Origin of the sequence: Xanthomonas sp. WHRI 6106, from assembly GCF_040202405.1 — a bacterium.
Taxonomy (GTDB): Bacteria; Pseudomonadota; Gammaproteobacteria; order Xanthomonadales; family Xanthomonadaceae; genus Xanthomonas; species Xanthomonas cannabis.
In genome coordinates, this window is sequence record NZ_JBEGFC010000003.1 from 216,745 (window position 1) to 237,002 (window position 20,258).

Annotated in this window: 22 protein-coding genes; 13 read left to right on the top strand and 9 right to left on the bottom strand. The window is 67.3% G+C overall.

Annotated features, from left to right (window positions below; all coding sequences use genetic code 11):
• Positions 1-521 precede the first annotated feature (521 nt).
• On the bottom strand, positions 522-1,097 hold the full coding sequence (locus ABQZ09_RS06575) for a DUF3016 domain-containing protein (RefSeq protein ID WP_166749352.1): 576 nt from the start codon (positions 1,095-1,097) through the stop codon (positions 522-524).
• Between the two features lie 249 nt (positions 1,098-1,346).
• Here ABQZ09_RS06575 and ABQZ09_RS06580 point away from each other — a divergent pair, with 249 nt between their 5' ends.
• The 5 genes from ABQZ09_RS06580 (at position 1,347) to ABQZ09_RS06600 (ending at position 6,206) form a co-directional block, all read left to right on the top strand.
• Complete coding sequence (locus ABQZ09_RS06580) at positions 1,347-1,793, top strand: hypothetical protein (RefSeq protein WP_039414189.1); 447 nt, start codon at positions 1,347-1,349, stop codon at positions 1,791-1,793.
• Positions 1,780-2,070 carry a hypothetical protein gene (locus ABQZ09_RS06585; protein WP_184555838.1) on the top strand — a complete coding sequence of 97 codons (291 nt, stop codon included), beginning with the start codon at positions 1,780-1,782 and terminating at the stop codon, positions 2,068-2,070. Before ABQZ09_RS06580 ends, ABQZ09_RS06585 begins: the two co-directional genes overlap by 14 nt.
• A gap of 222 nt (positions 2,071-2,292) precedes the next feature.
• On the top strand, positions 2,293-4,236 hold the full coding sequence (locus tag ABQZ09_RS06590) for a hybrid sensor histidine kinase/response regulator (protein ID WP_228314558.1): 1,944 nt from the start codon (positions 2,293-2,295) through the stop codon (positions 4,234-4,236).
• Positions 4,237-4,453: 217 nt separating this feature from the next.
• Complete coding sequence (locus tag ABQZ09_RS06595) at positions 4,454-4,762, top strand: DUF3247 family protein (RefSeq protein ID WP_039414184.1); 309 nt, start codon at positions 4,454-4,456, stop codon at positions 4,760-4,762.
• An 88-nt stretch (positions 4,763-4,850) separates the two neighbouring features.
• Positions 4,851-6,206: a PQQ-dependent sugar dehydrogenase gene (locus ABQZ09_RS06600; protein ID WP_349776442.1), complete on the top strand. Its 1,356-nt coding sequence runs from the start codon at positions 4,851-4,853 to the stop codon at positions 6,204-6,206.
• A gap of 203 nt (positions 6,207-6,409) precedes the next feature.
• Here the strand turns inward: ABQZ09_RS06600 and ABQZ09_RS06605 are convergent, their stop codons facing one another.
• Positions 6,410-6,670 (bottom strand): hypothetical protein, encoded by a 261-nt coding sequence (locus ABQZ09_RS06605; protein WP_349776443.1) that lies wholly within the window; start codon positions 6,668-6,670, stop codon positions 6,410-6,412.
• 188 nt (positions 6,671-6,858) lie between these two features.
• On the opposite strand from ABQZ09_RS06605, the gene ABQZ09_RS06610 reads away from it, so the two are divergent.
• From ABQZ09_RS06610 to ABQZ09_RS06620, 3 genes are read left to right on the top strand one after another with little or no spacing between them, the layout of a single operon-like run.
• On the top strand, positions 6,859-7,926 hold the full coding sequence (locus ABQZ09_RS06610) for a class I SAM-dependent methyltransferase (protein ID WP_166744206.1): 1,068 nt from the start codon (positions 6,859-6,861) through the stop codon (positions 7,924-7,926).
• Positions 7,923-8,636, top strand: coding sequence for a pseudouridine synthase (locus tag ABQZ09_RS06615; protein WP_039414172.1), 714 nt, complete (start codon positions 7,923-7,925; stop codon positions 8,634-8,636). Before ABQZ09_RS06610 ends, ABQZ09_RS06615 begins: the two co-directional genes overlap by 4 nt.
• Complete coding sequence (locus ABQZ09_RS06620; protein ID WP_349776444.1) at positions 8,633-9,313, top strand: HAD family hydrolase; 681 nt, start codon at positions 8,633-8,635, stop codon at positions 9,311-9,313. The genes ABQZ09_RS06615 and ABQZ09_RS06620 overlap by 4 nt, the downstream gene beginning before the upstream one ends.
• A gap of 74 nt (positions 9,314-9,387) precedes the next feature.
• Here the strand turns inward: ABQZ09_RS06620 and ABQZ09_RS06625 are convergent, their stop codons facing one another.
• The 6 genes from ABQZ09_RS06625 to ABQZ09_RS06650 form a co-directional block, all read right to left on the bottom strand.
• Positions 9,388-10,194 carry an SDR family oxidoreductase gene (locus ABQZ09_RS06625; protein WP_184389428.1) on the bottom strand — a complete coding sequence of 269 codons (807 nt, stop codon included), beginning with the start codon at positions 10,192-10,194 and terminating at the stop codon, positions 9,388-9,390.
• Positions 10,195-10,373: 179 nt separating this feature from the next.
• The gene (locus ABQZ09_RS06630; protein ID WP_039415418.1) at positions 10,374-10,934 is read right to left on the bottom strand and encodes a DUF1415 domain-containing protein; all 561 of its coding nucleotides are present in this window, start codon (positions 10,932-10,934) and stop codon (positions 10,374-10,376) included.
• A 131-nt stretch (positions 10,935-11,065) separates the two neighbouring features.
• Positions 11,066-11,929: an alpha/beta hydrolase gene (locus tag ABQZ09_RS06635; protein WP_349776445.1), complete on the bottom strand. Its 864-nt coding sequence runs from the start codon at positions 11,927-11,929 to the stop codon at positions 11,066-11,068.
• Positions 11,907-13,646, bottom strand: coding sequence for an ATP-binding response regulator (locus ABQZ09_RS06640; protein ID WP_349776446.1), 1,740 nt, complete (start codon positions 13,644-13,646; stop codon positions 11,907-11,909). Before ABQZ09_RS06640 ends, ABQZ09_RS06635 begins: the two co-directional genes overlap by 23 nt.
• Positions 13,639-14,103, bottom strand: a complete 465-nt coding sequence (locus ABQZ09_RS06645; protein ID WP_349776447.1) for a hypothetical protein — start codon at positions 14,101-14,103, stop codon at positions 13,639-13,641. The genes ABQZ09_RS06640 and ABQZ09_RS06645 overlap by 8 nt, the downstream gene beginning before the upstream one ends.
• A 144-nt stretch (positions 14,104-14,247) precedes the next feature.
• Positions 14,248-14,733, bottom strand: a complete 486-nt coding sequence (locus ABQZ09_RS06650) for a YajQ family cyclic di-GMP-binding protein (RefSeq protein WP_039409242.1) — start codon at positions 14,731-14,733, stop codon at positions 14,248-14,250.
• Between the two features lie 106 nt (positions 14,734-14,839).
• On the opposite strand from ABQZ09_RS06650, the gene ABQZ09_RS06655 reads away from it, so the two are divergent.
• The 5 genes from ABQZ09_RS06655 (at position 14,840) to ABQZ09_RS06675 (ending at position 19,280) form a co-directional block, all read left to right on the top strand.
• On the top strand, positions 14,840-15,736 hold the full coding sequence (locus ABQZ09_RS06655) for a DMT family transporter (RefSeq protein WP_039409252.1): 897 nt from the start codon (positions 14,840-14,842) through the stop codon (positions 15,734-15,736).
• A 139-nt stretch (positions 15,737-15,875) separates the two neighbouring features.
• Entirely contained in the window at positions 15,876-16,883 is a 1,008-nt protein-coding gene (locus ABQZ09_RS06660) for a methionine ABC transporter ATP-binding protein (RefSeq protein WP_184555856.1), read from the top strand.
• Complete coding sequence (locus ABQZ09_RS06665) at positions 16,880-17,575, top strand: methionine ABC transporter permease (protein ID WP_039564295.1); 696 nt, start codon at positions 16,880-16,882, stop codon at positions 17,573-17,575. The genes ABQZ09_RS06660 and ABQZ09_RS06665 overlap by 4 nt, the downstream gene beginning before the upstream one ends.
• Positions 17,576-17,792: 217 nt before the next feature.
• Positions 17,793-18,596 carry a MetQ/NlpA family ABC transporter substrate-binding protein gene (locus ABQZ09_RS06670; protein ID WP_039409234.1) on the top strand — a complete coding sequence of 268 codons (804 nt, stop codon included), beginning with the start codon at positions 17,793-17,795 and terminating at the stop codon, positions 18,594-18,596.
• Between the two features lie 126 nt (positions 18,597-18,722).
• Positions 18,723-19,280 (top strand): CcdC protein domain-containing protein, encoded by a 558-nt coding sequence (locus tag ABQZ09_RS06675; RefSeq protein WP_166749343.1) that lies wholly within the window; start codon positions 18,723-18,725, stop codon positions 19,278-19,280.
• 251 nt (positions 19,281-19,531) lie between these two features.
• Here ABQZ09_RS06675 and ABQZ09_RS06680 read toward each other — a convergent pair whose 3' ends face one another.
• Positions 19,532-20,203, bottom strand: a complete 672-nt coding sequence (locus ABQZ09_RS06680; RefSeq protein WP_349776448.1) for an OmpW/AlkL family protein — start codon at positions 20,201-20,203, stop codon at positions 19,532-19,534.
• Between the last annotated feature and the right edge of the window lie 55 nt (positions 20,204-20,258).

The following is a 20,258-nucleotide window of genomic DNA, read 5'->3' on the forward strand; positions in this document are numbered from 1 at the left end:
GGGGCGTGAGCGGTAGCTGCGGCGTTCTTCCCTTCTCCCATCGGGAGAAGGTGGCGCGTAGCGCCGGATGAGGGTACGGGCGAAGCCTCGTGCGGTTGGAACGGCACGTGGGCTTCGCCCCGTACCCTCACCCCGACCCCTCTCCCGGCGGGAGAGGGGCGTGATCGGTAGCTGCGGCGTTCTTCCCTTCTCCCATCGGGAGAAGGTGGCGCGTAGCGCCGGATGAGGGTACGGGCGAAGCCTCGTGCAGTTGGAAAGCCACGATAGCTACGCTCCGTAACCTCACCCCAACCCCCGCTCCGCACTCCGGCCTGCGCTTGCGCCACAGGCGCTCCGAGGCACGCGCGCCTGTGGCGCGCAAGCCATGCCTTCTCGCCGCGCAGGGAGCGGGCTTTAGGGCGCAATCTCATGGTGTGGATGCGTCACTGTTGTCGCGCGTCCATAAACAAAAACGGCGCGTTGCCACGCGCCGTTACCTTTCGAGGTCTAGCTGGTTTGGCGGCGATATCCCCGTCAAACCATCACAACCCGGCCGTACTGCGATCGCCACGAAACTGTTTACGCAGCCAGTCGTCGATCATGGCTTTCTCGAAGCGCAGCGGGTCGCTGTCGGTCAGCCGAGGGCCACTCATCAGGAAGGCCGAATCCACCAGCTTGCGTTCGCCCTGATCAATCACCCGACCATCGGCCCCGGTCAGCGTGTAGCTGAAACTCAACCGCGGCGGGTAGATGTCCTTGACCACGCGAACGTCCTGCATGCGTGGACCGTGCCACGGCTCGTACTGGCCGGCGCGGCGGATGTCGGTGATGGTCACGCTCAGATGCTGGCCGTCGGGCAGCTGACGTGCGGCGCTCTGCTGGAAGTGGGTGGCCAGCTGGGTCACCCAGTCACCGCGCTGTGCTTCCCAGCGATTGCCGCTGAAGCGCACTTCGGAAAATTCGGCCGGGTCGGTCCAGCGCACATCCACCTTGCCGTCGCTGCTCAGCGCGCGCGGCGCCTGCGGGTCGGTGACGTTGCGCACGCGAGCCTGCACACCGGTCGCTGCGAGCAGTCCTGCCAGCAGCAGGCCGGCGCCGGAAACACTGGAAAGTTTCATGGAAAGCCTCCAAGCGGTAGGTACGTCGCGTACCGGGCGTGCCAGCAGTGTGGGGGTGCGCAAGAGCGCCCGCAACGCGCGCTGCGCCCGGGGCCGCTAAGGCATTGCCGTACGGTTAATCCGCGCCGTGGCAGCCATGACGGCGGGTTCACTGCGCCTGCGCCCACGCTTCACGGCACGGCCCGGAAGATCGGCGCCATGGACACCCACTCTTTCCGCACAAAGTCAGTTTCTTCGGCGCCGGCGCATATGCCGGCGGACGTGCGCCTGCAGTTCATCGACTGGGCAAAACAGCACGGCCACAACCCCGCCACCGGGGCCGCCGCCTTCGTCGCGCTGCAAAGCGATGTGGATCTGGATCTGGCCACGCGCACGCTGCGCCTGGAACCGGGTGCCGACCCGCGCGATGTCCTGCGCGAGCATCTGTCCGAGCTGTCACGCCAGGTGGATGTGGCGGTGCAATTTCCGCCGGTGTATGCCTACACCGCTGCCAACGGCCTGGAGTATCGCTATTCGCTGATGCTGGTGATTGCCGAGGACTGCGTGGAGTGGACCGGACGGGTCTGGCAGGACCTGGATTACCAAGGAATGCTTACCGGTCGCGGGCAGGGGCCACGTGCCAACTACACCCAGCTGGCGCGCATGGCGCTGGAACACGAGTTAGACCAGGAGCATCCCCGTTATGTCCAGGCATGAACTCGAACTGGAGCTGCCGCTCGGCGCGCAGGTCGCCAGCGGTGAGGACGGCTTCAGTCAGCGCTGCCGCAATGAATGTGCCGCGCTCGGGTTGTCGCGTGTGCGCCTGTTGCTGCTCGATGCCGACTATGCGCGCTCCACGGCCTGGCGCGAGGAAGCGCAGCGCTGGATGGACGAACAGCTGCGCCGCGAGGGCGAATGGGTATTCCGTGGCGTGATTGCCGGCATCGTGTTGATCACCGCCTGTATTGCCGTGGCGGCGGCCACCTTGTGGTGAATGCCCGTCGGGGGTGACCGACGTGCGATGGGGGCGTGATCGCCTGCGGCCGCCCGTGCACCCGCTGACGACATAGGGCATGGTTTCATCTGTCCGTCATCCGCACTGGCAGCACCCGTGGCCCCCGATTTGCGTCCTTCGCCCCCCAACCTTGATCCGAGCAGCCTCGATCCAAGCGCCGGCCTGGCCGTCGCCATTGCCGAGCCGTTTCTCGACCCGGCGATGTACCACGAGATCTTCCACAACATCGATGCCGGCTTCTGCGTCATCGACATGGTGTTCGAAGGCGATCAGGCCGTCGATTACCTGATCCGCATGACCAATGGCGCCTTTGAGCGCTACACCGGTCTGTCCAACGCGCTCAACGTGTCCATCCGCAACATGCTGCCCGAGCATGAACAGGAATGGTTCGACCGTTACGGGCAGGTTGCCCGTACCGGCAACCGTATCCACTTCGAGATGCAGGCCAAGGCGTTGCGTCGCTGGTATTCGGTGGACGCATTCCGGGTCGGGCAACCGGAGCAGGCGCGGGTGGCGGTGTTGTTCATGGATATCACCGAACGCAAGCGCGTGGAGCGCGAACTGGCCGAGAGCGAGGCGCGTTTCAGTGCGCTGGCCGACGGCCTGCCGATGCCGGTCTGGGTGCTGGATGCGCAAGGCGTGGTGCGCTTCGTCAACAGTGCCTACGGCGAGTTCTTCGGCCTGGACATTTCCAGCGGCACCGTGTCGGCCTGGAGCGAGTTGCTGCATCCGGACGACCTGCCGATCTTCCAGTTTGAATTATCGGCCGCACTGGAAGAACAACACGGCCTGCGTGCCCTGGTGCGTGCGCGCCGCCACGACGGGCAGTGGCGCTGGATCGAAATGACTGCCACCCCGCGCTATTCGGCCGATGGTCGGTTCATCGGTCTGGCCGGCAGCAGCCCGGACGTGACTGAGCAGCGCGAAATCGAACTGGCCCGCGAGCAATTGCTGGAGTCAGAGCGCAGCGCGCGCAACGAAGCCGAGAGCATGGCCCGGCTGAAGGATGAGTTCCTGGCTACGCTGTCGCATGAACTGCGCACGCCGCTGACCACCATCCTGGGCTGGAGCGAATTGCTGTTGCAACGGGTCGAAGAAGGCCACCCCAACTTCAAGGGCCTGTCGGTGATCGCCAGCAGCGCACGCGCGCAGAAGCGGCTGATCTCGGACATGCTCGACCTCAGCAGTATGCTGCTGGGCAAGGTGCAGCTGGAAGTCGAATCGCTGGATCTGGCCGAGCAGGTGCGCGAGGCCCTGAACACCCAGGAACTGGCCGCCGAAGGCAAGGACCAGGTGCTGGAGCTGCACGTGCCGCCAACGCCGTGCCTGGTGCTGGGCGATGCCACGCGGCTGCAGCAGGTGCTGTGGAACCTGCTCTCCAATGCCATCAAGTTCACCCCGGCCCATGGCCGGATCGATGTCACCATCGAGCGCGACGACGGCCATCTGCTGGTGGCGGTGCGCGATTCGGGCGATGGCATTGCCGCCGAATTCCTGCCGCACCTGTTTGGCCGCTTCCGCCAGGCCGATGGCACCACCACCCGTCAGCATGGCGGCCTGGGGCTGGGCCTGGCGATCGTGCAGCAACTGGTGGAAATGCATGGCGGCCAGGTCGGCGCCACCAGCGGCGGCCGTGGCAAGGGCGCCACGTTCACCGTGCGCTTGCCCGAGCACGTTCCCGACCAGGCCAAGCGCCCGCGGCGCGAACTGCGCCGCCGCCTGATGTCCGAACAGATCGTCGAGGCGCGTGCGCTCAACGGCCTGCGCCTGTTGGCGGTCGAAGATCAGCCCGACATGCTCGATTACCTGCGCCGTCTGCTCGAAGAGCAGGGCGCCGAAGTGGTTACCGCCGGCAGCGCCACCGATGCGCTGGCGTTGATCGACCACCGCGGCCATGCGCGCTTCGATGTGATGCTGACCGACATCGGCATGCCCGGCATGGATGGCTACGGATTGATCCGCACCGTGCGCGACAACCTGGGGTTGGATGCCAATGCCCTGCCGGCGGTTGCGGTGACGGCGCTGGCGCGCGATGACGACCGCAAGCGCGCGCTGGAATCCGGGTTCCAGGAGCATCTGGCCAAGCCGTACAGCGTGGCGCAACTGGTCACCGCGGTGCGTGCGGCGCGCGAAGCGATGGAATGACGCGGGGCGCGGCGGTAACGCCGCGCAGTGCCACGCGCGCAGCTGCCGGTGCATCGGCGTGCGCCTGTCGCCGATCGCTCATTGCATGGTGCCCATCACCTGCACGCCTGCAGGCTGGCATCGCCGTGCAGGCGTGCTCACCGTGACATCGAGGCGTTTGCTGTGTCTTTCACGCCGCGTGGCCTAGCGTGAGGAGCTCGTTGATGGAGAAATCGCAATGCCAAAGTACGCCCCACACGTGTATTCCGAACAGGTACAGATCGCCACGCTGGAGCATTGGGTGTCCTTGCTCGATGGGCAGGAGCGGGTGCGGATCGAACTGGACGACGGCAGCATGCTGAGCGGCACGGTTGCGGTGCGCCCCAGCATCCAGACCTATCTCGACGACAACGACAATGAAGGGCTCAACGGGCAACTGCGTCTGGACCAATTGGACGCCTCGCAGGAGCCGCAGTGGATCTGGATGGATCGCATCGTGGCCGTGCATCCGCTGCCCCTGGGTGCAGATCCGCAAGTCATGCCGTGAAGGCGGCGTGTTGACGATGTGTTTACTTCTCCCTGGCGTGTTGCCGGCATGATGTCCGATTGCCGCAACCGTTCAGGAATCGTCTGCAATGACAGCCTTTCTGCCCTCTCGCACTCGCTGGCCGCTATCGCTGATGGCGGTCGCCGTCCTGGCCGGCTGTGGTGACACCGCCACTCTTGCCATCGAACAGGGCACCGGCCCGAACCCGCAATTGCCCGAGCCGGTCAAACGCCTGATCCCCACGGTGAAGGTGGCGCCGGTCAAGCGCTGGGCGGCCACGGCCAAGCCAATCGCTGCCGACGATCTGCAGGTCAATGCGTTCGCGCGCGACCTCGATCACCCGCGCTGGGTGTATGTGCTGCCCAACGGCGACGTGCTGGTCGCCGAGACCGCGCGACCGCCCAAGCCTGAAAACGCCGAGAGTGGCGGCGGGCTGCGCAAGAAGGTGCAGGGTGCGGTGATGAAGAAGGCCGGTGCGGTGGTGTCCAGCGCCAACCGCATCACCTTGTTGCGTGACGCCGATGGCGACGGCGTGGCCGAGGTGCGCACCCAATTCATCAGCGGGCTGTTCTCGCCATTCGGCATGGCCCTGGTCGGTGACCGCTTCTATGTGGCCAATGCCGATGCACTGGTGAGCTTTCCATATACGCCGGGCGACACGCATATCACCGCCAAGCCCACGTTCGTGGCCAATCTGCCGGGCGGGCTCAACCATCACTGGACCAAGTCGCTGCTGGCCAGCCCGGATGGCAGCAAGCTGCCGGATGGCAGCAAGCTGTATGTGGGCGTGGGCTCCAACAGCAACGTGGCCGAAAACGGGATGGAGGCCGAGCTCAATCGCGCCGCGATCCTGGAGATCGACCCGGCCACCGGCAACAGCCGCGTTTTTGCCAGCGGCCTGCGCAACCCGGTGGGCACGGCCTGGGAGCCGCAGAGCAAGGCGCTGTGGGTGGTGGTGAACGAGCGCGATGAGATCGGCAGCGACCTGGTGCCGGATTACCTGACCTCGGTGCGCGATGGCGGCTTCTATGGCTGGCCATACAGCTATTACGGCCAGCACGTGGACGAGCGGGTCGAACCGCAGAATGCCGAGCTGGTGGCCAAGGCGATCAAGCCGGACTACGCGCTGGGCCCCCATACTGCATCGCTCGGCCTGAGCTTTGCCAGCGGCACGCTGCTGCCGGAACGCTTCCGCCGGGGCGCCTTCATCGGGCAGCACGGCTCATGGAACCGCGACCCGCCCAGTGGCTACAAGGTGCTGTTCGTGCCGTTCGCCAACGGCAAGCCCAGCGGGACGCCGATCACGGTGCTGGACGGCTTTCTGGATGCCGAAGGCAACGCCCAGGGGCGCCCGGTCGGCGTGGCGCCCGACAACAGCGGTGCGCTGCTGGTGGCCGATGACGTGGGCAACGTGATCTGGCGTGTGACACCGAAGACGCGCTGACGCATCGACTGAAAAAAACCGGGCGGCTGCCCGGTCTGGTTGGCTCTACATGCGTGCTCGACGTCCAGTGCTTGAGCTTGTCCGTGAACGCGGCAAGCTACTGAATGTGTGTTCGAGTCGCGCATGCCTGACGATCAATTGGCATTGCACGCTGCGAACGCTCCACGGAGCAACGTGAGAGAATGCGCGGCAACACGCTCGGACTAGCGTGGCGCTTCGGGCGTGGCGCTGAAGCGGCGTGCGTAGTCGCGCTCTTCGGTGATGCGGTTGATCTCGTCGTCGGCCATTTCCGGAGCGCCGTAGACCGCATACGCCACGGTGCCGTCTTTGCGCTCACCTACCTGGTGCAGCCGGTAGCGGGGGCGGCCGGCGCCGGTGTTTTCAGGGTAATGCATCGGTGGTGGTGTGTCGTCCAGATCCATTTCGCTGTTGTCGACAACTCCTCCTACGAACAAGGCTCGCATCGCGTCTCTCCGGTGTGGGCTTGGATTCCAGCCTAGGCGGGCGGATGTTGCGTGCGCATCAATAGTCCGTATACACATTGGAAGGCGCATGGCGGCGATGCACACACGCAGGCAACCCCACGTCGGGCGCGGCGGGCAGGCGGCACCGGTCCCTTACAATGGCGGCCTGTTCCCGACCCGATGATCCGATGGCTGGCCCGCCCGATGCCCCGCTTCAAGCCCTGTTCCTGCCTTTTGCCCAGGGCGCGCTGCCATGGCCGCAAGGCCCGGTGTTGTTCCTGCGCGCACGCGACGGCTTTCCGCTGCGCGAACATGCCACCGCTGAGGCGTTGATCTGCGAGCAGAGCTTTCGTCCGTTTGCCCAGGCGCTGGAGCGCAGCGGCTGGAGCGTGCGCGAAGAAAGCCAGATCGAGGCCGACACCACCCGTTATGCCCTGGTGCTGGTGCTGCCGCCGCGCCAGCGCGACGAAGCGCGTGCGCTGTTCGCGCGTGCGGTGGCGCTGACCGCGCCCGGCGGCCGCGTGGTCGCCTGTCAGTCCAACAACGAGGGCGCGCGCTCGGGTGAAGCCGATCTGCGCCAGCTCACCGGCCTGGCCGGCAGCCTGACCAAGCATCACTGCCGCACCTACTGGACCGCACCGCTGCCTGCCGAGACCGATGCGGCGCTGCAGGCGCGTTGGGCGGCGCTGGATGCGCCACGCAAGATCCTGGACGGGCGTTTTGTCAGCCGCCCGGGAGTGTTTGCCTGGGATCGCATCGACCCGGCATCGGCGTTGCTGGTCGAGCACCTGCCCGCCACCCTGGCCGGGCATGGCGCCGATCTGGGCGCCGGGTTCGGGTATCTCTCGGCCGAGGTGCTGGCGCGCTGCCCCAAGGTCACTGCGTTGGATGTGTATGAAGCCGAAGCGCGTGCGCTGCAGCTGGCGCAGCGCAACCTGCAGGGCCTCGCGCATCCGGCGCAGCTGCACTATCACTGGCGCGATGTCACCGCCGGGCTGGAGGCGCAGTACGACTTCATCGTCAGCAATCCACCGTTCCACACGCCGTCCCGTGCCGATCGCCCGGATATCGGGCAGCGCTTCATTGCCGTGGCCGCGCAGGCGCTGCGCCCGGGCGGGCAGCTGTTGCTGGTCGCCAACCGCCATCTGCCCTACGAACAGGTGCTCAACGACAGCTTCGGGCAGGTGCGCGTGGCTGCCGAGCGCGACGGCTTCAAGCTGATCGCCGCCACCCGTGGACGCGGAGCGCGCGCATGAAGCTGGTCAAGCACATCGCCAATCTCGGCTACGGCAGCCGCAAGCAGGTGACCCAGCTGTTCCGCCAAGGCGCGGTCACCGACGCGCAGGGCGAGGTGCTGTACGCCGACGACCAGGTGGAACACGACGCCATCCGCATCGATGGCGAGCCGCTCGATCCGCCCCCGGGCTTCAGCCTGTTGCTGCATAAACCCAGCGGTTACACCTGCTCGACCAAGGACACCGGCCGGCTGATCTACGAACTGCTGCCGCCACGCTTCCGCTCGCGCGCGCCGGTGCTGGCGCCGGTTGGGCGGCTGGACCGCGAAACCAGCGGCCTGTTGCTGATGACCGACGACGGCGCGCTGCTGCACCGGATCATTTCGCCCAAGTCCGCGCTGGACAAGGTCTACGAGATCACGCTGGCCGAAGACCTACGTGGCGACGAAGCCGCGCTGTTTGCCAGTGGCACCTTGCTGCTGGAAGGCGAAACCAAGCCATTGCTGCCGGCCGAACTGGAAGTGCTCGGCCCCCGGCAGGCACGCCTGACCCTGCACGAGGGCCGCTATCACCAGGTGCGGCGCATGTTTGCCGCCGCCGGCAATCACGTGGTGGCGCTGCATCGCAGCCGCATCGGCGGGTTGGGGCTGGACGCGCTGCCGTCCGGGCAGTGGCGCGCGCTGGAGGCGAGCGATCTGGAGGTATTGTTCGGCCGTGGAGCATCTGCATGACGGCGGTCGCACCGCTGCCGTTCCGTCCGCAGGCGGTGATCTTCGATATGGATGGCCTGATGCTCGACAGCGAGCGCGCCATCACTGCCTGCCTGGCACAGGCGGCCGATGTGCAGGGGCTGCAGATCGAGCCGGCCTTCTGGCTGCTCATGGTGGGCACGGGCGATGCGGCGTGCCGCCGTCTGCTTGGCGAACGTGTCGGCGATGCCGCTGCCGAGCACCTGCTGGCGCGGGCCCAGCCGTTGTATGAAGCTGCGGTGGAACGCGGTATCCCGCACCGGCCCGGCATCATCGCGCTGCTGGAGTATCTGGCGGCGCAAGGGCTGCCGCGTGCGGTGGCCACGTCCACCCAACGCCCGCTGGCCTTGCGCAAGCTGGAGGCTGCGGACCTGTTGTGGCGCTTCGCGGCGGTGTGCACCGCCAGCGACGTGCGACATCCCAAGCCGGCGCCGGACATCTACCTGCTGGCCGCGCGCACGCTGGACGTGGACCCTGCGCAGTGCCTGGTGCTGGAAGACTCGCCCACCGGCGTGCGCGCCGCCCTGGCGGCTGGCATGACGCCGATCCAGATCCCGGACCTGCTCGAACCCGATGCCGATGTGCGCGCGCTCGGTCATCGCATCCTGCCCTCGCTAAGCGGTGCGCAGCACCTGCTGGAAGCGCAGCTGGCGGGCTGATCGGCGGGTGGCGGGAGCGCGGACACACATCGGGACCGCAGCGCTCGATGCCAGGCGACACGAACGGTACGCCCTCACACGTACTGCATCTTGCGCGACATGCCGCCGTCGACGACGAAATCCTGCCCGGTGACAAACCCGGACAGCGGCGGCGACAGCAGGTACACCGCCAGCTGCGCGATATCTTCCGGAGTTCCCACGCGTCCGGCCGGATGCTGCGCATGGTCGCGTCGCGACAGCTTGGGCGCACGTCGGCGCTGCGGTGCGCGCCAGGCATCGGTACTGATCCAGCCCGGGCTGATGCTGTTGACGCGCACCTGCGGGCCCTCGCTCAGCGCCAGCGCATGGGTAAAGGCGACCAGGCCACCCTTGGCGGCGGCATAGGCCTCGCTATGCGGTTCCGACTGCCAGGCGCGGGTAGAGGCGATGTTGACGATCGCGCCGCCGCCCTCGGCCTGGGCCAACGCGGGCAGCGCCTGTTTGCTGCACAGAAACGCGCCGTGCAGACTCGCAAGACGCCGGTTCCACTCGTCCCATGCCAACTGCGGCAAGGGCGCGATGTGCGGATCGGGGACGCCGGCGTTGTTGACCAGGCCATCGAGCCTGCCGAAGCGTTTGAGCGCGGTGGCGATCAAGCGCGCCGCCTGCGTCTCGCGCGCGGCATCGCAGCGCACGAAGGCGCTGCGTCGCGGCAGCGCCCACTCCTGCAGGCAGGCCTTTCCGGCATCGGCGTCGAGATCGCCGATCACCACCGTGCCACCGGCACCGAGCACTGCCTGCGCAATGCCGCGCCCAATGCCTTGCGCACCGCCGGTGATCACGACCACGCGGTCCTGCAGGGGGGAAGGGTTCCATGCGGAAACGCCGGGAGTCAGGGCCATGGCATGCGCACCGTGCGAAAGAAGGCGGCACTGTAGCGCGCACGCTGTCAGCGTCGTAGCAACACCGCATGCACCGGCGCGCACGATGCGCTCGCGCCGCCTTGCGCTTCAACACTTGCCGAACGGCACCGCGCGCGCCCGGCTCTGCTGCACGCCGGCGCGCGCGGCGCGTTGCAGGCTCAGTGCTCGGCGCCGTTCAAGACGCGTTCCCAGCCAGCGTGGCCCAGCCGCTCCAGCGTCTGGATGTTGCGCTCGACGATGACGTCCGGATCCGGGAACGCGGCCACCGCACGCTCCACGCTGTCTTCGCGCAGCAGGTGCAGGGTGGGGAAGGGCGAGCGGTTGGTGTAATTGGCCACATCGTCCGGCGCAGCGCCTGCAAACTGGTAGTCGGGGTGGAAGCTGGCAACCTGCAGGACACCTTGCAGGTCCAGCGCTTCCACCGCCGCGTCGGCGTTGTCGAGAAAGTCGTTGTAGTCCAGGAAATCGGTGAGCACGTCCGGGTGCACGATCAGCGTGGTGTCGATCTGCTCGGCCGGCGTATCGCGCAGCAGCACCAGCTCCTCGGCCAGTTGCTCCAGCAATGCCTCGGGCGTGCTGGCATCGCTGAGCACCAGCCGCACCTGCTCCTTGACGTATACCGCCTTGGCGAACGGGCACAGGTTCAGGCCGATCACTGCGCGTTCGATCCACGTGCGCGTGGCGGTCAACGGATCGGTCGGGGCAGGCGTGGTGGTCATCGTGGCGGCGGCGTGATGGCGCGCCAGTGTATGCGATCGCTGTGGGCGCAGCGGCGCATCCATCCACGGCGAATGACCCGGCAGACGCAAGCGGCGCTGCGGGCGGCAATGCTCCAGCGCCTGCGCGAAGCTCAGGGCTTGCTTGCGCTGCTGGGCTCGTCATGCCTCGCATCGCCCGGAGCTGCGCCCACCTGCGTACGCAGAAATTCCACCGACACCTGTGCGACGTGGTCGGCCAGCGGCGTCTTGTGCGGCGATCCGATCGCATGCGCGCCCGCATCGAATGCCATCGCCTGCTTGTGCGAAGGCGGCGTGCCCAGCGCCTCGAACATGGCCAGCATTGCCGGCACCGAGGCGATCTGATCTTCGTCGCCGTTGGGCGCGCGGTAATAGCCAAGCAACACCGGGCAGCGCACCTGCGGCCACGGCGGCGCAGCGGTCACCGCGTGGAACAGGCCGCGCAATGCACGAAAACCGTCCGGGTGGATGGTGTCTGACCAATACGCCAGTGCCGCCGCCGTGCGCGGGTACGGGTCGGTCACCGGCACCTCCGCAGCGCATAGCCGATCGAGAAAGCCCGGGTTGGCAGGCTGCACGCCGGGCGACCACGCGACCACGGCCGCGATGTGCGCCGGATGCTGCGCGGCCAGCCACAGGCCCAGCGTGCCGCCCATCGACGAGCCCACGATCGCTACCCGTTCGCCCATGCGCTGCGCCTGCGCAAGCGCCTCCACCGCCGACGCCTGCAAGGCCGCTGTGGTGAGCCCGTGCATCGCGTCCGCTGCGCTGTGCCCGTGCCGGGGCCAGCGATGCACGCAGCAGTTGGCCTGCAGCGCATCGGCCATCTGCTCGGGTAGCGTGCCGGCTTCGCCCGGGCTTGCGGAAAACCCGTGCAGGTAGAGCAGCGCCAGCGGGGTGCGCGCCTGCGCGGCGGTGCGCCAGTGCCGGCGCGCCGCATTCCCCGGTTTCAGTTCAGTGCGGTGGTCGGTGGGCATGGCGGGCAAGCAGCGCGAGCAGTTCGTGCGCGTTGATCGGTTTGGACAGGTATCCGGCCACGCCGGCAGCGGACGCCTCGCGCATGGAGTCGGTACGCGTGTCGGCAGTCAGCACGATGATCGGCGGCAGCGTGGCGATCGCATCGCGTGCCTGCCCCAGCGCATCCCAGCCGGAGGTGCCGGGCATGTGCAGATCCAGAAACACGATGTCGGGTGCGGCCTGTGCGATGCGTTGCACCGCATCGGTGCCATCGACATGGAAACTCACGCGATGCCCGGCGCGGGTCAGCAGGTTGCCGATCACCAGGCGGTTGGTATCCAGGTCCTCGAACACCAGGCAGTGCAACGATGGCACCGTCTGTGCGTGCTGCGCCAGCGCATCGCGCAGGTCCAGCGTGCGGCTGCCCTCGGCGGCGGTGGCAGGCAATTCGAAGATCCAGCGGAAGATACTGCCACCGGCGGGGTTGTCGCTCACCGTCAGGCTGCCGCCCATCGCATCGGACACCGACAAGGCGATGTACAAGCCCAGCCCCACACCGCCCTCGACGCGATTGAAGCCGGTGCTGAGCTGGGTGAACGGCGTAAAGATGTAGGCCTTCTTGTCGTCGGGCACGCCGATGCCGGTATCGGTGACGGTCACCTCGATGGTCCAGCGCGCGTGCGCCAGGGTGGCGTCCACCAGCAGCTCGACCGCGCCGCCGGTCGGAGTGAACTTGATCGCGTTGATGACCAGGTTGCTGATCACCTGCTCGATGCGGCCCTCGTCGCCCAGCACGTGCGGCGGCTGCGCAGCCTCCAGGCGCACGCCCAGCGACACGCCCTTGGTGGACGCGGCGGTCGCGCACACCGCCTTGACCGTTGTCAGCACGTCCAGCAGGCTCACTGGCTTGCTGTGCAGCTGCAGCCGTCCACCGTCGATGCTGGCCACGTCCAGCACCTCGTTGACGCGATGGCGCAGCGCCGTGGCGTTGACCGTCACCGCCTGCATCAGGTCGCGCTGGTCGGCCGGCATGCGCTGGGTGTCGATCAGCTGCGCGCAATTGATGACCGCATTCAACGGCGTGCGCAGCTCGTGGTTCATGGTGCTGATGAAGCGGCTTTGCGCATCGCGCGAGGCCAGCGCCTGCAGCGCCACTTCCTGCATCGCAATCACGATGCGGGCCACCAGGAACGGCAGCACCATGCTGAGCGCCACCGCATACACAAAGTACGCAGGCCGCGACAGCCAGTAGCCGGTGGGCGCGGTCAGCAGCATCAGCACGAAGGTGCTCAGCAGCACCGGGACCATCGCGCACTGCCCGTAGCGCGCTACGGCAGCGATGGTGATGAAGGGCAGGAATGCGTTCAACGACATCAGCAGGATGAAGGCCTGCGAGGTCTGGATGCCGATGAACAGCAGGCTCATCGCAAAGCCGAAGGCATCCATCCATTCGCCCGGCGCAATGCGTTTGCTGCGCACCACCACCATCCATGCCACCGCCACCACCCACAGCAGCACCGCGGTGAGAAAGACGTTGTGCGCGTCTTTCACCAGTACCGGCTGCGGACCGTACAGCCAGCCCAGGCACCACAGCATCACGATGGTCTGCACGATCACGCGGCCCACGCAGGCCCGGTATTCCAGGAACGACTCGAGCAGCTGCACGAGCCTGTCGTTGCGCAATTGCCTGGCCGCCGGAATCAGGCCGGGCGCAGCGCGGTGGGAAGTACTACGCATGAGGTTTCGCGTCGTCGAGGGGAAGGGTGCGCCGGTAGTGCCTGACCAGTAGACCAGCGGCGGTCGCCACCGCGGTGAAGCGGTGCGCAAGCGTGTCGCTCAGGGCGTCGCGCTCCACGTCGCGGCGCAGCTGGTCGCAGGCCCTGAGCAGTTGCTGCGAGCCGGTCAGCGAGATCGTGTTCTTCAACGCATGGATCTGCTCCAGCGCCTGCTGCCGGCTGGTGGCGGCCTGGCCGAGCGTGCAGCGTGCGATGGCATGGTCGATCTCCACCGCGAAGGCATCGGCAAAGGACGCCGCCGCCACCGGGTCAAGGCCGGCCATGGCGTGCAGCGTGGAGCCGGCTTCGATGCGGGGCTGTGCCTGGACGGCGGCCGCCTGCCCCCCGCTCGCGACAGCCACGCCCGTCTGTGGGGCGACGCGCAGGCGATTCAACAGACGGCCGAGCAGCGCGCGCATCGGGCTACCAGACCAGCGGCCCGATGCAGCGTGCGTTGCCGCACGCTGCCTGCGGCGGGCAGGGGCGGTGCGCCGTCACGCGACCGACGTCAACCATGGGCATGGCCTGGCGGCTCGACGCGTTCACCGGCATGCCCGCCGCGCTCAGTCGCGGAAGTTGTCGAACTGCAGCGGCAGCTCGAAATCGGCCTTTTTCAGCAGTGCGATGGCGTCCTGCAGGTCGTCGCGCTTCTTGCCGGTCACGCGCAGCTTGTCGCCATTGATCTGCGCTTCGACCTTCAGCTTGGCCTCCTTCAACTTGGCCACCAGCTGCTTGGCCTGCTTCTGCTCGATGCCCTGCTTGACGGTGACCTTCTGCCGCGCGCCGGCCAGGTTGGTTTCCACATCGCCAAACTCCAGGCAGCGGATGTCGATGCCGCGGGCCAGCAGCCGCGCGCGCAGGATGTCGGTCATCTGCTTGACCTGGAAATCGCTGGGTGCGGACTGGTTGATCACCTTGCCGTCTTCCAGCTCGAACCTGGCCTCGACTCCCTTGAAGTCGAAACGTGTGTCCAGTTCACGGTTGGCCTGGTCCACCGCATTGGTCAGTTCGTGCTTGTCGACTTCGGACACCACGTCGAAGGAAGGCATGCAAAGCTCCTGCTGTCTGAAAACAGCGGCCATTCTAGGGCATCGCACCGGGCTGCCCGTCACCGGCGCGTGGCGGTCGATGGGGCGCGGCGGCGATAATGCGGCCATGCCCACCACCCGTTCTCCGCTCCCCGCCATCGCCTGGATGGTGGCCGCCGTGGCCTGCTTCTCGCTGATGGATGCGGGAATGAAGCTGCTGTCGGCCCATTACCCGCCATTGCAGGTCACCTTGCTGCGGGGCGCGGCCTCGTTGCCGTTCGTGCTGGTGTGGGTGTTCGCCACGGCCGGGCCGCGCTCGATCGTGCCGGTGCGCTGGGGCCTGCATCTGCTGCGCGGGGTGCTGGGCATGGTGATGATCGGCTGCTTCGTCTACGGCCTGAAGCGCATGCCGCTGTCCACCGCCTACACGCTGTACTTCGTGGCGCCATTGCTGGTGGCGGCGTTGTCGGTGCCGCTGCTGGGCGAACACGTCGGGCCGCGGCGCTGGACGGCGATCGGCATCGGCCTGGTCGGGGTGATCGTGGTGCTGCGCCCGGGCGTGGACGGGCTGATCTCGCTGCCCGGCCTGATGGTGCTGCTGGCGGCCACCGCCTATGCCATCGCCGCGGTCACGGTGAGCCTGCTGACCCGCACCGACACCCCGCAGGCGATGGTGGTGTGGTTTCTGCTGTTCATGGCGATCGGCGCCGGGCTGCTGGCCATCCCCGACTGGGTGCCGCTGCAGCCGCGCCACGGCTGGCTGATCGCCGGCATGGGCCTGGCCGGGGCGCTGGGGCAGATCGCGCTGACCCAGGCCTTCCTGCGCGGCGAAGCCTCGATGATCGCACCGCTGGAATACACCGGCCTGGTCTGGGTGATCGGCTGGGACTGGCTGCTGTGGCAGACCCTGCCCGACGGCTGGACCTGGACCGGCGCCGGCATCATCGTCGCCAGCGGGCTGTATTTGTTGCGGCGCGAGCGCATACGGCAGGCCGACAGGCTGCCGCCGCTGGATAGGCCGTAGTTGGGGATTCGGGATTCGGCATTCGGGATTGGCAACAACGGGGCGCCGGTTGCTTTTACGAATCCCCAATCCCCAATCCCGACTCCCAGCAGTGAACATTGACTGTTAGGCTTCACGACCCCCCAATCGGCCACGCGCGGTGATCCAGTTTCAGCGCCTGCACAAGTCCTATTCCGTTGACGGTCGCCACATCGTGGCGCTGCATCCGCTCGATCTGCGGATCGGCCCCGGCGAGGTGTTCGGCATCATCGGCCATTCCGGTGCCGGCAAATCCACCCTGATCCGGCTGATCAACCGGCTGGAAGAACCTAGCGGCGGCCGCCTGCTGATCGGCGACGAAGACGTCACCGCGCTGGACAGCCAGGGCCTGCGCGCCCTGCGCCGGCGCATCGGCATGATCTTCCAGCACTTCAATCTGCTGTCCTCACGCACCGTGGCCGGCAACGTGGCCTTTCCGCTGGAACTGGCCGGCACGCCGCGCGCGGAGATCGATGCGCGGGTGGCCGAGCTGCTGGCCCGGGTGGGCCTGCAGGACCACGCCAACAAGTATCCGGCACAACTGTCCGGCGGGCAGAAGCAGCGCGTCGGCATTGCGCGCGCGCTGGCCACCCGGCCACAGATCCTGCTGTGCGACGAGGCCACCAGCGCACTGGACCCGCAGACCACCGCATCGGTGCTGCAGCTGCTGGCGCAGATCAACCGCGAGCTGGGCCTGACCATCGTGCTGATCACCCACGAAATGGACGTGATCCGCCGCGTCTGCGACCGCGTGGCCGTGCTGGATGCGGGCCATCTGGTGGAAACCGGTCCGGTCACCGAGGTCTTTTTGCACCCCAAACACGCCACCACCCGGCGCTTCGTGTCCGAAGCCGAGCATGTGGACGAAGCCGAACTGCACCGCGATTTCGCCGCGGTCGGCGGGCGTATCGTGCGGCTCACCTTCCTGGGCAACGGCACCTATGAACCCGTGCTGGGCCGCATCGCCCGCGAGACCGGAGTGGACTACAACATCCTGTCCGGGCGCGTGGATCGCATCAAGGACACGCCCTACGGTCAGCTCGTCGTCGCGCTGACCGGCGGCGACCAGAACGCTGCACGCGCCGGCTTCGTCGCCGCCGGCGTGCATGTGGAGGATCTGCGCGTATGAACCCGATCGTTGCCGCTGCCGGCGGCTTCTTCCGCAATCTCGATGCCGCCAAGTGGGGCGACATCGGGCAGGCGACCCTGGACACCTTGCTGATGCTGGCCGGCGCGTTGCCGCTGACCTTGCTGATCGGCCTGCCGCTGGGCGTGGCGCTGTTTCTGTGCGGCGCGCCGCAGCTGCGCCGCCGTCCGGTGCTGTACGGCGCGCTGGCGCTGGTGATCAACCTGCTGCGCTCGGTGCCTTTCATCATCCTGATGATCGCGATGATTCCGCTCACGCTGATGCTGATGGGCACCTCGCTGGGCGTGCGCGGCGCGATCCTGCCGCTGGTGGTCGGTGCCGCGCCGTTCTATGCGCGCCTGGTGGAAACGGCACTGCGCGAGGTGGACCGCGGCATCATCGAAGCCAGCCAGGCGATGGGCGCCACCACCCGCCAGCTGGTGCTGCGGGTGCTGCTGCCCGAGGCGCGCCCCGGCCTGATCGCTGGCGCCACCGTCACCACCATCGCGCTGATCGGCTTCACGGCCATGGGCGGTGCGATCGGTTCCGGCGGGCTGGGCGATGTGGCCTACCGCGAGGGCTACATGCGCTCGCATGCGGATGTGGCGCTGATCACCGTCATCGCCCTGCTGGTGCTGGTGCAGCTGCTGCAGATGCTGGGCGACCGCCTGGTGGCGCACTACAGCCGGCGCTGAGCCGCGCAAGGCAGGGGCGGGGCGGCGGACGCTGGTCGTGCGCCCTGGCCATGGCCGCGCTGGCCGCGGTGGAGCAATGCGCGCGCCTGTCTGCATGGCGTCGTGATGGCGTCGTGCGCTGTGCGTGGCGGCGGCGCGCTGCATCGCCGCCGCCGCCACGGTCTGCTAGGTTTAACGTCTGCGGCCTTTCCGCACTCCTCCTCCCACGGATCCCTACATGAGCACATTCGCGTTTCGTTCCCTCCTGGCTGCGGCCACGCTGGCGTTGGCGTCCTGCGGTGGCACCGGCGGCAGCAGTGGCGGCGACACCCTCACCGTGGCGGCCACGGCGGTGCCGCATGCCGAGATCCTGGAAGTGGTCGAACCGCTGCTGGCCAAGCAAGGCCTGACACTGGACGTGCGCGTGTTCAACGACTACGTGCAGCCCAACGACCAGGTCGTGCAGAAGCAGATCGACGTCAATTATTTCCAGACCGAGCCCTACCTGGACGCGTACAACCGCGACCGCAAGAGCCAGCTGGTGACCGTGGTCGGCGTGCATATCGAGCCGTTCGGTGCGTACTCGCGCCGCTTCAAGGCGCTGGCCGACCTGCCCACCGGCGCCGATGTGGTGATCCCCAACGACCCCAGCAACAACAGCCGCGCGCTGATCCTGCTCGACAAGGCCGGCGTGATCAAACTCAAGGACCCGAGCAATGCGCTGTCGACCCAGCGGGATATCGTCGACAACCCCAAGCAGCTCAAATTCCGCGAGCTGGATTCGGCAATGCTGCCGCGCGTGCTGGATCAGGTCGACCTGGCGCTGATCAACACCAACTACGCGCTGGATGCCGGGCTCAATCCGACCCGCGATGCCCTGGCGATCGAAAGCAAGGAGTCGCCCTACGTCAACTTCCTGGTGGCGCGAGCGGACAACAAGGACGATCCGCGCGTGCAGAAACTGGCCAAGGCGCTGACCAGCCCGGAAGTGAAGGCCTTCATCGAGCAGAAGTACAAGGGCGCGGTACTGCCTGCGTTCTGAGCAACACGCACCATGCCTGCGTCTGCCCACATGCGGGCGCAGCCACACATCGGCTGGCAGGCGAACACGCGCACCTGACGCAGGCGTAGTAGCGTGGTCGGCTTCTTTGTCCAGGCCGTGCCTTCGATGCCCCTGCTGCTTGCCATTCCACTGGCCGTGATCATTGCGTTGGCGGTATTCGCAGTGCTGTTTCCGTTGTCGCTGCTGCAGCGCTTCCGGGTCGGCACCGCACGCCGGCAGGCACGGGGCTGGCTGCTGATGGTCAACCTGGTTTCGGCCGGGCTATCCAGCGCGCTGTTCGTGGTGTTTACCCTGATCGCCGCCGCGTTCTGGCCCGGCGCGATCAGCCATGCCGCGTTCGGATGGGCCTGCGGGCTGGCGCTGGGCGTGCTGGCCTTGCGCCTGACCCGCTTCGAGCGCACCGCGCAGGGCCTGTTCTATCGGCCGAATCTGTGGCTGGTGCTGGGCTTGACGGCGCTGGTGGTGGTGCGGGTGATCGCCGGGATGGTGCAGGGCTGGCGCAGTACCTGGCAGGGCGCCACGTGGCCGGTGGACGGCTGGCTCAGCCACGCCAGCCTGCTCGGCGCAGCCGGCGTGCTGCTCGGCTACGCGCTGGCCTACGCCACCCTGTTGTGGTGGCGGTGGCGCACCGCGCGCCTGCGCGGCAGCGTCTACTGGCGTTGAAGGCAGCGCCACGCTCCACTGCCTGCGCGACGATCAACTCTCCTGCGGCGTTGCCGTGGCCATCGCCCGTGCGCTGATGGGCGAGCTGCGCACCGGTCACCCGCCGCCTGGGCACCCCGATGTCGCCACCGGCCAAGCCAACGCGCGGGGCAGGTACCGCGACCCGCGCAACGCGCAAGCGACGCGCACAAAAAACGGGCCTTGCGGCCCGTCTTTCGTCAACTGACACATTGCGTACGGCAGGTGCGTGCTTAGAAGCGCGCGCCGATGCCGAAGCCGACGGTCCACGGATCCAGTTCCAGCTCGCTGCCGGTGCCCTGGCCGCCAACGCGCAGTTCCGGACGCGAACGCATGTAGCGGGCGTCGGCGCGTGCGAACCAGGTGGAGTTGATGTTCATGTCCACACCGACGGTGCCGATCACGCCCTTGGCGGTATCCACGCCGACGTGCTGGCCGCTCGGCGAGGCCGCGTCGATCTTCTCGTTGCTGAAGTTCGACTCGTAGTAGCCCACGCCCACGAACGGACGGAACACGTTGTCGGCTTCGCCGAAGTGGTATTGGCCGCTGATGGCGATCGGCTGCTGCTCGACGGTACCGACCTTGCCCACGCCATCGGCGTTGACGCGGTGGTTGAACTTGTCGGCAGCGCCCCACAGTTCAACGGCCCAGTTGTCGTTGATGTAGTAGCTGGCGCTCAGCGTCGGTGCCGGGCCGCCATCGACGTCCAGGCCCGGAGCCGGATCGTTCTTCGGGTTCAGCAGTGCCACGCCACCGACCACGGCCCAATGCTTGCCGGAGGCAGTTTCAGCAGTGGAAGAAGTCGAGGAGGTGTCACTGGAATAGGTGGCGTCCTGCGCGAACGCGGACGGTGCAATCGCAAGTGCAGATACAGCAGCCAGGCTCAGGATGGAAATGGAACGCATGAGGATCTCCTCGTCTTGTTGTTAGGCCCGTGGAGTGGGCCGCGCCAAAACTATT